Raw genomic sequence first — 15041 nt, 5'->3', positions numbered from 1 at the left:
GATTATCTAGGAAACCGCGATGAGTCTTAACCAGGAAACCGTCAGCGAAGCGCTCAAGTCCGTGATCGACCCGAACACCGGCAAGGATCTCGTGTCGAGTCGTGCGATCCGCAATCTGGCGGTCGATGGCGCCGACGTGCGCTTCGACGTCGAACTCGGCTACCCGGCCCGCAGTCAGCACGAGGCGATCCGCCGCATGCTGGCCGATGCACTGGCGAAGCTCCCGGGCATCGGCCGCGTGGACATCACGGTCACGAGCAAGGTCGTCGCTCATGCCGTGCAGCACGGCGTCAAGCTGTTGCCCGGCGTGCGCAACATCATCGCGGTGTCGTCCGGCAAGGGCGGAGTGGGCAAGAGCACGACGGCGGTCAACCTGGCGCTGGCGCTGGCCGCCGAGGGCGCGCAGGTCGGTATCCTCGATGCCGACATCTACGGTCCGTCGCAGCCGCAGATGCTCGGCATCGGCGACCGCCGCCCGGAATCCATCGATGGCAAGACCATGGAGCCGCTCGAGGCCTACGGCATCCAGGCGATGTCGATCGGCTTCCTGATCGATCCCGACACGCCGATGGTGTGGCGCGGGCCGATGGCCACCCAGGCGCTGAACCAGTTGTTGAAGGACACCGCGTGGAAGGATCTCGACTATCTCGTGATCGACATGCCGCCGGGTACGGGCGACATCCAGCTGACCCTGTCGCAAAGCGTACCCGTCACCGGAGCGGTGATCGTCACCACGCCGCAGGACATCGCCCTGCTCGACGCACGCAAGGGCCTGAAGATGTTCGAGAAGGTCGGTGTGCCCATCCTCGGCCTGATCGAGAACATGAGCATCCACATCTGCTCGAACTGCGGCCATGAGGAGCACATCTTCGGTCACGGCGGCGGCGAGAAGATGTGCGCGGAGTACAAGGTCCCCTTCCTCGGCGCGCTGCCGCTCGACCTCCAGATCCGCGAGCAGACCGACGGCGGCGCCCCCACCGTGGTGGCCGATCCCGACGGCCGCATCGCCGGGATCTACAAGGAAATCGCACGCAAGCTGGCGGTGCGCATCGCGGAGAAGGCGAAGGACATGACGCACAAGTTCCCCAATATCGTCATGAAGAACACCTGAGGCCGGAAATGGCGGATCGCCGGCTTTCCCGCCGGCGGTGCTTGCCCTACACTACGCGGCTTTCGCAACCGGGCCCTGCGGCCCTCGAGGAAGGCGTACCGGATGTCCATCAAGTCCGACAAGTGGATTCGCCGCATGGCGGAAGAGGCCCGCATGATCGAGCCCTTCGCGCCGGAACTGGTGCGCAGCAACGACAGCGGGCGCATCGTGTCCTACGGCACGTCGAGCTACGGCTACGACGTGCGCGTGGCGAACGAATTCAAGATCTTTACCAACATCAACTCGACGATCGTCGACCCGAAGGATTTCGATGCGCGCAACTTCGTCGATTTCACCGGCGACGTCTGCATCATCCCGCCGAACTCCTTCGCGCTCGCGCGCACGGTCGAGTACTTCCGCATCCCGCGCAGCGTGCTCACCGTGTGCCTGGGCAAGAGCACCTATGCGCGCTGCGGCATCATCGTCAACGTCACCCCGCTCGAGCCCGAGTGGGAAGGGCACGTGACCCTCGAGTTCTCGAACACCACTCCGCTGCCGGCGAAGATCTATGCCAACGAAGGCGTCGCGCAGATGCTGTTCTTCGAATCGGACGAGGTGTGCGAGACCTCCTACCGGGATCGCGGCGGCAAGTACCTCGGCCAGACCGGCGTGACGCTGCCGAAGATCTGAGCGCCGCCGATTCCTCATCGATGCGTGACGGGGGCCGATCGCGGCCCCTCGTGCATTCTTAAACACCATTGGTAACGCGCGCGCAAAGGAGCGGGGAGTAACATGATCCCCTTTCGGACGATCCTGCCGACCTGCAGGATCGTCCTGCGCCACGCCGGAGAACTGCAGGATGCGATTCCACTTTCCCATCATCATCATCGACGAGGATTTTCGCTCGGAGAACACCTCGGGTCTGGGTATTCGCGCCCTCGCGAAGGCGATCGAGGGGGAGGGCATCGAGGTCCTCGGCGTCACCAGCTATGGTGACCTGACCTCCTTCGCCCAGCAGCAGAGCCGGGGGTCGGCCTTCATCCTGTCGATCGACGACGAGGAGTTCTCCTCGCCCGAGGCGGCCGACAAGGCGATCGCCGACCTGCGCGCCTTCGTGCAGGAGATCCGCTTCCGCAACGCCGACATCCCGATCTTCCTGCACGGCGAGACCCGCACCACGCGTCACATTCCCAACGACGTGCTGCGCGAGATGCATGGCTTCATCCACATGTTCGAGGACACGCCGGAGTTCATCGCGCGCTACGTCGTGCGCGAGGCGCGCAACTACCTCGACTCGCTCGCGCCACCCTTCTTCCGCGCGCTGACCCACTACGCCGCCGACGGTTCCTACTCGTGGCACTGCCCGGGCCATTCGGGTGGCGTCGCCTTTCTGAAGAGCCCGGTCGGCCACATGTTCCACCAGTTCTTCGGCGAAAACATGCTGCGCGCCGACGTCTGCAACGCGGTCGACGAGCTCGGCCAGCTGCTCGACCACACCGGCCCGGTGGCGGCCTCCGAGCGCAACGCCGCGCGCATCTTCAACTGCGACCACCTCTACTTCGTCACCAACGGCACCTCGACCTCGAACAAGATGGTGTGGCATACGACGGTCGCGCCCGGCGACATCGTGGTCGTGGACCGCAACTGCCACAAGTCCATTCTCCACTCGATCATCATGACGGGCGCGGTGCCGGTGTTCCTGACGCCCACCCGCAATCACTACGGCATCATCGGGCCGATCCCGATCGAGGAGTTCTCGATGGAGAACATCCAGAAGAAGATCGAGGCGAACCCCTTCGCCCGCGAGGCGAAGAACAAGAAGCCGCGCATCCTCACCATCACCCAGTCGACCTACGACGGCGTGGTGTACAACGTCGAGGCGATCAAGGAGATGCTCGACGGCCACATCGACACCCTGCACTTCGACGAGGCGTGGCTGCCGCACGCGGCCTTCCATGAGTTCTACGGCGACTACCATGCGATCGGTGCCGACCGCCCGCGCTGTCGCGAGTCGATGGTGTTCTCCACCCAGTCCACGCACAAGCTGCTCGCCGGCCTGAGCCAGGCCTCGCAGATCCTGGTGCAGAACTCGCAGACCCGCACGCTCGACCGCGACATTTTCAACGAGGCCTACCTGATGCACACCTCGACCTCGCCGCAGTACGCGATCATCGCCTCGTGCGACGTCGCCGCGGCGATGATGGAGCCGCCGGGCGGGCCGGCGCTGGTCGAGGAGTCGCTCACCGAGGCGGTCGAGTTCCGTCGCGCGATGCGCAAGGTCGATCTCGACTTCGGCGAGCACGAATGGTGGTTCCAGGTGTGGGGGCCGGAGTACCTGGCCGAGGAAGGCATCGGCAAGCGCGAGCACTGGATGCTGCACGCCGGCGAGGGTTGGCACGGCTTCGGCGACCTTGCCGAAGGCTTCAACATGCTCGACCCGATCAAGGCGACCATCATCACCCCGGGCCTGAACATGAGCGGCGACTTCGCCGAGCACACCGGCATTCCGGCGGCGATCGTCACCAAGTACCTCGCCGAGCACGGGATCATCGTCGAGAAGACCGGCCTCTACTCCTTCTTCATCATGTTCACGATCGGCATCACCAAGGGCCGCTGGAACACGATGGTGACCGAGCTCCAGCAGTTCAAGGACGATTACGACCGCAACCAGCCGCTGTGGCGCGTGATGCCCGATTTCATCGCCAAGCATCCGCGCTACGAGAAGGTGGGGCTGAAGGACCTCTGCAACCAGATCCACAGCTTCTACAAGGAGCACGACGTCGCCCGCCTCACCACCGAGATGTACCTCTCGGACATGATCCCGGCGATGAAGCCGGCCGACGCCTTTGCCAAGATGGCGCACCGCGAGATCGAACGGGTGGCGATCGACGAGCTCGAGGGGCGCGTCACCGCCATGCTGGTGACGCCCTATCCTCCGGGCATCCCGCTGCTGATCCCCGGCGAGCGCTTCAACGCCACCATCGTCCGCTACCTTCGCTTCGGTCGTGACTTCAACGCCCGCTTCCCCGGGTTCGAGACCGACATCCACGGACTGGTGAAGGGCGAGGACGGCCGATACTACATCGACTGCGTGGCCGGCGGCTGAGGCCGGCGGAAACGGAAAACAGACAGGGCCGCTATGCGCGGCCCTGTTTTTTGCGCATGCGGCGCGAGTCAGTCCCGACGTCGATACTCGACGAAGTCGAAATCGTGCTCGTTGTGCTCGTCGGCGAGGTGCGGTTCGCGCCGATCCTCGCAGAAGCGCAGCGGATCGATCTCGGGGAAGTGGGCATCGCCTTCTACGTCGGCCCAGACTTCGGTGATCACCAGGCGGTCGGCCTGCCCGATCAGCTGACGGTAGAGGTCGGCGCCGCCGATGACGAAGACGCGCGCGCCGGGGGCCGCGCGCAATGCGGCCTCCGGGCTGGTGAATACTTCGGCGCCGGCCGCCGAATAGCCGGGGTCGCGGCTGACGACCAGGTTGCGCCGCCCGGGAAGCGGCCGCCCGAGCGACTCCCAGGTCTTGCGACCCATCAGCAGTGCGTGGCCGAGCGTCAGCGCCTTGAAGTGCGCTAGGTCGGCCTTGAGCCGCCAGGGCAGGGCGTTGTTCCGGCCGATCACCCCATTGCGCGCGACCGCAGCGACGATGACGATTTCGTTGTCGATGCTCATACCGCTACCGGTGCCTTGATGTGGGGGTGGGGGTCGTAGCCGTCGATGGCGAAATCCTCGAAGCGGAAGCCGAAGATGTCCTTCACCGCCGGATTCAGCCGCATCGTAGGCAAGGCGCGCGGCGCGCGCGCGAGCTGCGCCTCGGCCTGTTGCAGGTGGTTGAGGTAGAGATGGCAGTCGCCGCCGGTCCATACGAACTCGCCCGGCTCGTAGTCGCAGACCTGCGCGAGCATCAGCGTCAGCAGTGCGTAGGAAGCGATGTTGAAAGGCACGCCTAGAAAGATGTCCGCGCTGCGTTGGTAGAGCTGGCAGGAGAGCCGCCCGTTGGCGACATAGAGCTGGAACAACGCATGGCATGGCGGTAGTGCCATGCGGTCTACCTCGCCCGGGTTCCAGGCGGTGACGATGTGCCGGCGCGAGTCGGGATTCGCTTTCAGTCCGGCCACCAAGCGGGCGATCTGGTCGACCGTGCCGCCGTCGCCGCTTTCCCAACGGCGCCACTGCTTGCCGTAGACCGGGCCGAGCTCGCCGTCGGCATCCGCCCACTCGTCCCAGATCGAGACCCCGTTATCCTTGAGATAGCGGATGTTCGTGTCGCCCTGCAGGAACCACAGCAGTTCGTGGATGATCGAGCGGGTGTGCAGCTTCTTCGTGGTCAGCAGCGGAAAGCCGTCAGACAGCGGAAAACGCATCTGCCAGCCGAAGACCGAGAGCGTGCCGGTGCCGGTGCGATCGGTCTTGCGGTCGCCATGCTCGAGCACGTGACGCATCAGATCGAGATATTGCTTCATCTGCACTTCCGTCGAAAACAGAGGATGTTATTACATCCTGGTTGGCTGTGCTGCCTGCCGGGGCAGGCTTCGGAACGTCGCGGTCTGCCGTGAGGTCCCCTTCTTTCGCGGTCGACGCTCACTTGGCTTCATGGCTTTGTGCTATCGTCGATTTGTTTCAGCACATTTCTGAGTCGCCATCTTCCGTGCGCTGTGGCAGGGAGGCGCAGCCTTTTTGATCGGAGGCAGTCGTGGAAAACGCTGTCAAGTCCCCGAGTGTCAATTCGGCGCCAACGCCTTTCGACGAGGACGACGTCGTTCGCAGCCTTCGCGCGGTGAGTGCGTCGCTTCGCGCAATGCTTCATGCCGGGCTGTCCTCTGCCGACGTGGAGCTCGTGACGGGCCATGACGAAAGCGTGCGCGATGCGACCCATTCCCTCGCGATCTCTTACAAGGTGGGCGCGGGGGGGGAGTTCCGCAGGCCGGCGTGGCTGGCAACGGTGCGCGACGTCTTCGCGGCGCTAGGCGACGCCTACTGGACCTTGCTGGGCGACGAAACATCGGTGGGCACCGAGACGTTGCGGCTTCGCGCTGCGAGCGTGATGGCATCCCAGGTGCAGTGGAGTCTTTGTGATCGGCACGATCCGCCCTCGCTGGCCTGGATTCGCCTGGGCTCGCTTTTTCGAGCAGCGGACGAGGTGGCCGCTGGTGACGTGGCGGGGGATCTTCCCAATGTTTCACGCGAGTTCCTGCGTGCGGTCGCCCTGTTTGCCGCAGATATCGATCAGCTGCCCTTTTCCGAGGCGCTCGCGAGTTGTGAGGCGATCGGTGCCGCTCTGCCGTTCCTGGCGCTTGGTCGCGATGCGCCTGTCGGCATTCACTACTTCGTCGATCCACCGGATGTCTGCGTCCCGCAGCGGCGCTTGTCGCCGATTGCCGACCGTCGGGGCTGGAGTTTTCGTCCCGGCCTGGCCTCCGAGTTCTTCGACGAGCTCGCGCTGCTGCTGAGTCTTGGGCGCACGCCGCGGAGGCTCGAGGGGCTCGATCGTGAATCGGCGATCGCCGCGGTGCGTAGGCTGAAGGCGTGCCTGTGCGTCGACCCGCCCAAGCGGCGCGCGCGCCGCTATGCATTGGACGGGGATCTTGCGGTGATCTGCGGGTTCTCCGGTACGCGTGCGGCCCTGTCGTCGCGAGCGGCAACGGCGCCGGCAACCTGGCGGGTGACCGATCTCAGTCGAACCGGGCTCGGAGCGTCGATTCCCTTCGAGCCGAGCCGACCGGTTCCCGACAACGGGGAACTGGTGGGCGTGCGTGCGCTCGACGGAGGCGAATGGCAGATCGGCGTCGCGCGCCGCGTGCGCTATGGCACCGGACGTGTTTCGGTCGGCATCGAGACGCTCTGCCTGGAGCCCGTCTTGCTCAGCGTCGAGTGTGCGGACCTTGCGCTCGACGTGATTGCCTGCGATCCCATCCAGCCCGGCCACTCCGTCCGACTCGCCTTGCCACCAGGCTTGACGATCGGTGAGAAGACACTGTTCGCGAAGGGCGAACACGGTTCCGCCCGGTTACTTCCGCTGGCAGGCGTGAGTCGGGGCTATGACTTCGATTTGCGCAGCTATCGCGTTCTGTAGCGTCGAGGCTGAATTCCATTCAGGGTAGGGAATGGCGCGCGCCCGCGCTTTTTGCACTTTCATGGATCGGACGCTTGACGTGCGTTTTCCCGTGTCTATAATGCGCAGCTTCTTTCGTCGCTGCGGTGATTTATCTGCGGTGCGGGGGGGGTGGAAGGGGGTTGGTTCTGTCGGTGGGGCTTTGGCGGTTGCGCTGAAGAATTTACCGGTTGGGGCTTGACGGGGTGGTTTGATCTGCTCATAATCTCGCTTCTTCGCTGCACGGGTTGCGGCGGTTCTTTAAAAAGATGAACAACCGATAAGTGTGGGTGCTTGGTTGCTGCGGTGAAGCTGCGTTTGTGCAGTTTTGTTTCGCAAGGATCGAGTGCTCATACTGTAAGTCAGTATTTTGAGTACTTTGCTGGATTGAACTTAAGAGTTTGATCCTGGCTCAGATTGAACGCTGGCGGCATGCTTTACACATGCAAGTCGAACGGCAGCGGGGGCTTCGGCCTGCCGGCGAGTGGCGAACGGGTGAGTAATGCATCGGAACGTGCCCATGTCGTGGGGGATAACTACGCGAAAGCGTGGCTAATACCGCATACGCCCTGAGGGGGAAAGCGGGGGATCTTTCGGGACCTCGCGCGATTGGAGCGGCCGATGTCGGATTAGCTAGTTGGTGGGGTAAAGGCTCACCAAGGCGACGATCCGTAGCTGGTCTGAGAGGATGATCAGCCACACTGGGACTGAGACACGGCCCAGACTCCTACGGGAGGCAGCAGTGGGGAATTTTGGACAATGGGCGCAAGCCTGATCCAGCCATGCCGCGTGAGTGAAGAAGGCCTTCGGGTTGTAAAGCTCTTTCGGCCGGGAAGAAATCGCATTCTCTAATATAGGATGTGGATGACGGTACCGGACTAAGAAGCACCGGCTAACTACGTGCCAGCAGCCGCGGTAATACGTAGGGTGCGAGCGTTAATCGGAATTACTGGGCGTAAAGCGTGCGCAGGCGGTTTGCTAAGACAGGTGTGAAATCCCCGGGCTTAACCTGGGAACTGCGCTTGTGACTGGCAGGCTAGAGTACGGTAGAGGGGGGTGGAATTCCTGGTGTAGCAGTGAAATGCGTAGATATCAGGAGGAACACCGATGGCGAAGGCAGCCCCCTGGGCCTGTACTGACGCTCATGCACGAAAGCGTGGGGAGCAAACAGGATTAGATACCCTGGTAGTCCACGCCCTAAACGATGTCGACTAGTCGTTCGGAGCAGCAATGCACTGAGTGACGCAGCTAACGCGTGAAGTCGACCGCCTGGGGAGTACGGCCGCAAGGTTAAAACTCAAAGGAATTGACGGGGACCCGCACAAGCGGTGGATGATGTGGATTAATTCGATGCAACGCGAAAAACCTTACCTACCCTTGACATGTCTGGAACCTTGGTGAGAGCCGAGGGTGCCTTCGGGAGCCAGAACACAGGTGCTGCATGGCTGTCGTCAGCTCGTGTCGTGAGATGTTGGGTTAAGTCCCGCAACGAGCGCAACCCTTGTCACTAGTTGCCATCATTTGGTTGGGCACTCTAGTGAGACTGCCGGTGACAAACCGGAGGAAGGTGGGGATGACGTCAAGTCCTCATGGCCCTTATGGGTAGGGCTTCACACGTCATACAATGGTCGGTACAGAGGGTTGCCAAGCCGCGAGGTGGAGCCAATCCCACAAAGCCGATCGTAGTCCGGATCGTAGTCTGCAACTCGACTACGTGAAGTCGGAATCGCTAGTAATCGCAGATCAGCATGCTGCGGTGAATACGTTCCCGGGTCTTGTACACACCGCCCGTCACACCATGGGAGTGGGTTTCACCAGAAGTAGGTAGCTTAACCTTCGGGAGGGCGCTTACCACGGTGAGATTCATGACTGGGGTGAAGTCGTAACAAGGTAGCCGTATCGGAAGGTGCGGCTGGATCACCTCCTTTCAAGAGAAGAAGCCGCGGTGATCAAGTATCCACAACTTATCGGTTGTTCAGGCCCATAGGCCTCGAGGTGTAGCGGGTCTGTAGCTCAGCTGGTTAGAGCACCGTCTTGATAAGGCGGGGGTCGTTGGTTCGAACCCAACCAGACCCACCAAGGGATTGGTTGTTCGACGCAAGACACGGGGGGCTGTAGCTCAGCTGGGAGAGCGGCGGCTTTGCAAGCCGTAGGTCGTCGGTTCGATCCCGACCAGCTCCACCAGTGCGTGTCGTGTGTGTGGCGGCGCGTGTGGGGTGCTCGAGGTGCGAGAAGTAAGCCCTGCCGATCGTTGGGTCGGCATGGCTTACTTCTTGGGACGCTGCGTGAAGCGGTGTTTCGGCAGTAGGCTCTTTAACAAATTGGAAGAAGGTGTGTAGCGTGCATCGAGCCGGTGTGCGCTGCATGTTGTGTGATTGCATCGGTGGCTTTCGTGCTTGTCAGCGACGAAGGTCACCACACAAGCGAGTTAGCCTATAGGCTGGGCCTTCGATGAGAGGGTCTAAGGTTATAGGATCAAGCGACTAAGTGCATGTGGTGGATGCCTTGGCGATCACAGGCGATGAAGGACGTGTAAGCCTGCGAAAAGCGTGGGGGAGCTGGCAATAGAGCTTTGATCCCACGATGTCCGAATGGGGAAACCCGGCCCGTTAAGGGTCATCCCTGGCTGAATACATAGGCCAGTGGAGGCGAACCGAGCGAACTGAAACATCTAAGTAGCTCGAGGAAAAGAAATCAACCGAGATTCCGCAAGTAGTGGCGAGCGAACGCGGAAGAGCCTGCACGACTAAACCATCAGGTTAGCAAAACGGTCTGGAAAGTCCGGCGATATGGGTGATAGCCCCGTATGCGAAAACCAGGTGGCGGGTCTGAGCGTGCGACAAGTAGGGCGGGGCACGAGAAATCCTGTCTGAAGATGGGGGGACCATCCTCCAAGGCTAAATACTCGTGATCGACCGATAGTGAACCAGTACCGTGAGGGAAAGGCGAAAAGAACCCCGGGAGGGGAGTGAAATAGATCCTGAAACCGCATGCATACAAACAGTAGGAGCCTCCTTGAGGGGTGACTGCGTACCTTTTGTATAATGGGTCAGCGACTTACGTTCAGTAGCGAGCTTAACCGAATAGGGGAGGCGTAGCGAAAGCGAGTCTGATAAGGGCGCTTCAGTTGCTGGGCGTAGACCCGAAACCGGATGATCTATCCATGGCCAGGATGAAGGTGCGGTAACACGCACTGGAGGTCCGAACCCACTAATGTTGAAAAATTAGGGGATGAGCTGTGGATAGGGGTGAAAGGCTAAACAAATCCGGAAATAGCTGGTTCTCCCCGAAAACTATTTAGGTAGTGCGTCGTACGGACACTTGCGGGGGTAGAGCACTGTAATCGTTGGGGGGGTCATTGCGATCTACCCCGCGATAGCAAACTCCGAATACCGCAAAGTGATATACGGCAGACAGACAGCGGGTGCTAACGTCCGTTGTCAAGAGGGAAACAACCCAGACCGCCAGCTAAGGTCCCAAATACATGGCTAAGTGGTAAACGAGGTGGGAAGGCACAGACAGCTAGGAGGTTGGCTTAGAAGCAGCCATCCTTTAAAGAAAGCGTAATAGCTCACTAGTCGAGTCGTCCTGCGCGGAAGATGTAACGGGGCTCAAGCCATGAACCGAAGCTGCGGATGTGTCTTTGACACGTGGTAGGGGAGCGTTCCGTAGGCCTGCGAAGGTGTCTCGTAAGGGATGCTGGAGGTATCGGAAGTGCGAATGCTGACATGAGTAGCGATAAAGGGTGTGAAAAGCACCCTCGCCGTAAGCCCAAGGTTTCCTGCGCAACGTTCATCGGCGCAGGGTGAGTCGGCCCCTAAGGCGAGGCAGAAATGCGTAGTCGATGGGAAACAGGTCAATATTCCTGTACCAGGCCATGATGCGATGGGGGGACGGAGAAGGTTAGGCTGGCCGGGTGTTGGACGTCCCGGTTTAAGCGTGTAGGCGTGCCCGATAGGCAAATCCGTCGGGCTGAGCCAAGGCGTGATGACGAGGATCCTCGGATCCGAAGTAGCTGATACCCTGCTTCCAAGAAAAGCCTCTAAGCTTCAGTCATGGCGTGACCGTACCGCAAACCGACACAGGTGGGCTGGTAGAGTATACCAAGGCGCTTGAGAGAACTCAGGAGAAGGAACTCGGCAAATTGATACCGTAACTTCGGGAGAAGGTATGCCCCGTTAGCTTGTAGGCGAACAGCCGAAGGGCGAAGGGGCCGCAGAGAATCGGTGGCTGCGACTGTTTATTAAAAACACAGCACTCTGCAAACACGAAAGTGGACGTATAGGGTGTGACGCCTGCCCGGTGCCGGAAGGTTAAGTGATGGGGTGCAAGCTCTTGATCGAAGCCCCGGTAAACGGCGGCCGTAACTATAACGGTCCTAAGGTAGCGAAATTCCTTGTCGGGTAAGTTCCGACCTGCACGAATGGCGTAACGATGGCCACACTGTCTCCTCCTGAGACTCAGCGAAGTTGACATGGTTGTGAAGATGCAATCTCCCCGCGGCTAGACGGAAAGACCCCATGAACCTTTACTGTAGCTTTGCATTGGACTTTGACGGGACTTGTGTAGGATAGGTGGGAGGCTTTGAAACCGGGACGCCAGTTCCGGTGGAGCCAACCTTGAAATACCACCCTGGTGTCGTCGAGGTTCTAACCCAGGCCCGTGAATCCGGGTCGGGAACAGTGCATGGTGGGCAGTTTGACTGGGGCGGTCTCCTCCCAAAAGGTAACGGAGGAGTACGAAGGTCACCTAGGTACGGTCGGACATCGTACTGATAGTGCAATGGCAAAAGGTGGCTTGACTGCGAGACCCACACGTCGAGCAGGTGCGAAAGCAGGTCATAGTGATCCGGTGGTTCTGTATGGAAGGGCCATCGCTCAACGGATAAAAGGTACTCTGGGGATAACAGGCTGATTCCGCCCAAGAGTTCACATCGACGGCGGAGTTTGGCACCTCGATGTCGGCTCATCACATCCTGGGGCTGTAGCCGGTCCCAAGGGTATGGCTGTTCGCCATTTAAAGTGGTACGTGAGCTGGGTTTAAAACGTCGTGAGACAGTTTGGTCCCTATCTGCCGTGGGCGCTGGAAGTTTGAGAGGGCCTGCTCCTAGTACGAGAGGACCGGAGTGGACGCACCGCTGGTGTACCGGTTGTGACGCCAGTCGCATCGCCGGGTAGCTATGTGCGGAAGAGATAACCGCTGAAAGCATCTAAGCGGGAAACTCGCCTCAAGATGAGACTTCCCCGGGGCCTCGAGCCCCCTGAAGGGTCGTGGAAGACCACCACGTTGATAGGTGGGGTGTGGAAGCGTGGCAACACGTTAAGCTAACCCATACTAATTGCCCGTGAGGCTTGATCCTATAACCTTATACAGGCAACACTCGCCTGAACAATCACACAACAACGCAACAACACCTCCTTCCCAATTTGCGCCACGGGGAAAACCCCCCCCCTGGCGGACAAGTCAAAGTCTGACGACCATAGCCACCCGGTACCACGCCTTCCCATCCCGAACAGGACCGTGAAACAGGTGCGCGCCGATGATAGTCAGGATTGCCCTCGCGAAAGTAGGTCATCGTCAGACTAACCCCATCCCTCCCGCGCCCGATCCATCTCATCAATGGATCGGGCGTCGGCCGTCTACGAATCGCTTCAGGACGAAGACTGCGGAAGCAGCCGTACCGTAAGCACCCGGCGAACCCGTCTTGCCGTTTCGCTCAGGCGCAGGCGACCGGCTGCCAGCGATGCGGCAGCAACTCCCCAATCCTGCTGTAGGGCTGCGTCGGCAGCCGTTCGAGCACATCCTTAAGATACGCAAAGGGCTCGTGGCCATTGAGCCGCGCGGACTGAATCAGGCTCATGATCGCAGCGGCACGCTGGCCCGCCCGCAGGCTGCCCGCGAAGAGCCAGTTCTTGCGCCCGAGCGCAATCGGCCGGATCTGGTTCTCGATCCAGTTGTTGTCGATGGGTACCCGACCGTCGCCCACGTAGTACGTGAGCGCAGCCCAGCGCTTGAGGCTGTAGTCGATGGCGCGCGCGATGCCCGAGCCGTTGGGAACCTGGGTGCGGCGCGCGAGCAGCCACGCATGCAGGCGTTCGAGAATGGGGCGGGCCTTCGCTTCCCGCAAGCGCTGCCGGGCGTCGATGTCGAGTTCCGCCGCTTCGCGTTCGACACCGTAGAGCTGGGCAATGGCCTCGAGCGCCTCGCTGGCGATCTGGCTCTGGCCCTGGGCAGCGAGATCGAAGAACTTGCGCCGCGCGTGCGCCATGCAGCCGGCTTCGGTTACCCCCAGGGCGATCAGCGCCTTGTAGCCGGCGTAGTCGTCGCAGATCAGCGTGCCGCGCCAGTCGCCCAGAAACGCCTGGGCATGACGGCCCGCGCGGCTGTCGGCGAAGTCGTAGACGACCGCCTTGATCGGATCGAACGCGCCGACGCTGTAGGACCACAGGTAGGCGCGGTGGGTCTTGCCCGCACCCGGATCGAGCATCGCCACCGGGGTCTCGTCCGCGTGCAGCACGGGGTGCGCCAGCACGTCGGCCTTGAGCGCCTCGACTAGCGGCTGCAGGTGTACGCCGCTCTGGCCCACCCACTGGGCCAACGTCGACTGCGGGATCGCCAACCCGGCCCGACCGAAGATGCTTTCCTGCCGGTAGAGCGGCAGATGGTCCTGATACTTGGCCACCAGCACCTGGGCGAGCAAGCCGGCGGTGGGAATGCCCTTGTCGATGATGTACGCCGGTACCGGCGCCTGCACGAGGGTCTCGCACGCCGCGCACGCCCACTTACCCCGGATGTGGCGCTCGACGGTGAAGCGGCCCGGGGTGTAGTCGAGCTTCTCGGCGACGTCCTCGCCGATGCGGCGCATCTGGCAGCCGCAGGCGCAGGTGGTCGAGTCGGGTTCGTGACGGATCTCGGTGCGCGGCAGCTCGGGCGGCAGCGGCTTGCGTCGGGCCTGGCCCTTGGGCGTCGACGTGCCGACACTGGGCTGGAGTTGCTCGAGCTCTTCGCTCATCGCCGCAAGATCGGCCTCGGCGGTCTCCTCGAAGAGCTGCACCTGCTCGGTGGACAGGCGCTCGGTCCTCACGCCGAAGCGATGACGCTTGTGCAGCGCCAGCTCATGCGTGAGCCGCTCGATCTTGGTCTGACGCCACACGAGTTCGCGCTCCTGCTCGATGAGCAGGCGACGCAAGGCGTCGGCATCCAGTTGATCGAGGTCGGCGGGCAGCGGCATGGATCGATCATGTCCGATGCACGCCTCCGCCACCATCGGGGCATCCGCCGATAGCGCGTGTTCAGAGTGTCCGGATCACACCGCCGTCGCCCAGCCGCTGCCATGGCAGCCCGAGCACCAGCGCGTCGAACTGCGCCCGGGTGAGTGCGACACCGCCCTGGACCCCGAGGTTCGACACTTCACCCCGATTTTCGCCCCTTTTCGGAAAGTGCCTCCAGCGCCGGCGCGGGTTTGACGGCCGCGATCGCAAAAGCGCTGTGGTGGCACGTTTGTAACAGCCACCCTCAAGCTTGACGGCGCTTCTTAGGTGGTTAAAGTGGCGGCATCATGCACGTCAAGCTCACCACCTCCGGAGGTCGCCGCTACGTCCAACTCGTCGAGTCCTACCGCGACGAGGCTGGACGGGTAAAGAAGCGCACCGTCGCCACGCTCGGCCGCGCCGAACAGGTCGATGGGTCGCTCGACGCGGTCATCAACGGCCTGCTGAAGATCACCGGCCGCGCGCCGATGGGCGCCAAGCCGCCGGCGCCCACGGTGTCGTTCGAGTCCGCGCGCGCGCTCGGTAACGTGTGGGCGCTGACCGAGCTGTGGAAGTCGCTGGGCTTCTCGGAGCTGCGGCGGGTATTTCG

7 protein-coding genes, 2 tRNA genes, 3 rRNA genes and 1 pseudogene are annotated in these 15041 nt (G+C 61.8%); 10 read left to right on the top strand and 3 right to left on the bottom strand.

Going from position 1 to position 15041, the window contains the following annotated elements:
- Nucleotides 1–19: 19 nt before the first annotated feature.
- The 3 genes from apbC (at nt 20) to BB334_RS09995 (ending at nt 4196) form a co-directional block, all read left to right on the top strand.
- Nucleotides 20–1111 (top strand): iron-sulfur cluster carrier protein ApbC, encoded by a 1092-nt coding sequence (gene apbC / locus BB334_RS10005; RefSeq protein WP_068808044.1) that lies wholly within the window; start codon nt 20–22, stop codon nt 1109–1111.
- Nucleotides 1112–1213: 102 nt separating this feature from the next.
- Nucleotides 1214–1780, top strand: coding sequence for a dCTP deaminase (dcd, locus tag BB334_RS10000; protein ID WP_068808042.1), 567 nt, complete (start codon nt 1214–1216; stop codon nt 1778–1780).
- A 169-nt stretch (nt 1781–1949) separates the two neighbouring features.
- A complete protein-coding gene (locus BB334_RS09995) occupies nt 1950–4196 on the top strand; it encodes an arginine/lysine/ornithine decarboxylase (protein ID WP_068808039.1) in 2247 nt (748 codons plus the stop codon).
- A gap of 68 nt (nt 4197–4264) precedes the next feature.
- Here BB334_RS09995 and BB334_RS09990 read toward each other — a convergent pair whose 3' ends face one another.
- Together BB334_RS09990 and BB334_RS09985 are read right to left on the bottom strand one after the other, a co-directional pair.
- Entirely contained in the window at nt 4265–4762 is a 498-nt protein-coding gene (locus BB334_RS09990; RefSeq protein ID WP_068808037.1) for a dihydrofolate reductase, read from the bottom strand.
- Nucleotides 4759–5553: a thymidylate synthase gene (locus BB334_RS09985; protein WP_068808034.1), complete on the bottom strand. Its 795-nt coding sequence runs from the start codon at nt 5551–5553 to the stop codon at nt 4759–4761. Before BB334_RS09985 ends, BB334_RS09990 begins: the two co-directional genes overlap by 4 nt.
- Nucleotides 5554–5783: 230 nt before the next feature.
- Between BB334_RS09985 and BB334_RS09980 the strand changes: the two genes are divergently transcribed.
- The 6 genes from BB334_RS09980 (at nt 5784) to rrf (ending at nt 12764) form a co-directional block, all read left to right on the top strand.
- A complete protein-coding gene (locus BB334_RS09980; protein ID WP_068808032.1) occupies nt 5784–7163 on the top strand; it encodes a hypothetical protein in 1380 nt (459 codons plus the stop codon).
- A 407-nt stretch (nt 7164–7570) separates the two neighbouring features.
- Nucleotides 7571–9109 (top strand): 16S ribosomal RNA (locus BB334_RS09975).
- Nucleotides 9110–9183: 74 nt separating this feature from the next.
- Nucleotides 9184–9260: transfer RNA gene (locus BB334_RS09970), tRNA-Ile, on the top strand.
- A gap of 29 nt (nt 9261–9289) precedes the next feature.
- Nucleotides 9290–9365 (top strand) — tRNA-Ala (locus tag BB334_RS09965).
- 289 nt (nt 9366–9654) lie between these two features.
- Nucleotides 9655–12540, top strand: a 23S ribosomal RNA gene (locus BB334_RS09960).
- A gap of 110 nt (nt 12541–12650) precedes the next feature.
- Nucleotides 12651–12764: ribosomal RNA gene (gene rrf / locus BB334_RS09955) — 5S ribosomal RNA — on the top strand.
- Together the 16S, 23S and 5S rRNA genes with 2 tRNA genes alongside form the textbook arrangement of a ribosomal RNA operon.
- Before the next feature lie 133 nt (nt 12765–12897).
- On the opposite strand, the gene tnpC is transcribed toward rrf, so the two are convergent.
- On the bottom strand, nt 12898–14412 hold the full coding sequence (gene tnpC, locus BB334_RS09950; RefSeq protein WP_068805151.1) for an IS66 family transposase: 1515 nt from the start codon (nt 14410–14412) through the stop codon (nt 12898–12900).
- Between the two features lie 327 nt (nt 14413–14739).
- Between tnpC and BB334_RS09945 the strand changes: the two are divergent.
- A pseudogene (locus BB334_RS09945) lies at nt 14740–15041 on the top strand (IS1634 family transposase); the annotation flags it as partial.

The organism is Thauera phenolivorans, assembly GCF_001696715.1.
In the GTDB taxonomy this organism is placed as follows: Bacteria; Pseudomonadota; Gammaproteobacteria; order Burkholderiales; family Rhodocyclaceae; genus Thauera; species Thauera phenolivorans.
Note: the sequence above shows the minus strand (reverse complement) of the source record. Positions and strands in the feature narration are given on the sequence as shown.

Bases quoted from the DNA above. Each gene is read 5' to 3' on its own strand.
- dcd (WP_068808042.1), top strand. From the start codon at position 1,214: ATGTCCATCAAGTCCGACAAGTGGATTCGCCGCATGGCGGAAGAGGCC.
- BB334_RS09995 (WP_068808039.1), top strand. From the start codon at position 1,950: ATGCGATTCCACTTTCCCATCATCATCATCGACGAGGATTTTCGCTCG.
- BB334_RS09985 (WP_068808034.1), bottom strand. From the start codon at position 5,553: ATGAAGCAATATCTCGATCTGATGCGTCACGTGCTCGAGCATGGCGAC.
- apbC (WP_068808044.1), top strand. From the start codon at position 20: ATGAGTCTTAACCAGGAAACCGTCAGCGAAGCGCTCAAGTCCGTGATC.
- tnpC (WP_068805151.1), bottom strand. From the start codon at position 14,412: ATGCCGCTGCCCGCCGACCTCGATCAACTGGATGCCGACGCCTTGCGT.
- BB334_RS09990 (WP_068808037.1), bottom strand. From the start codon at position 4,762: ATGAGCATCGACAACGAAATCGTCATCGTCGCTGCGGTCGCGCGCAAT.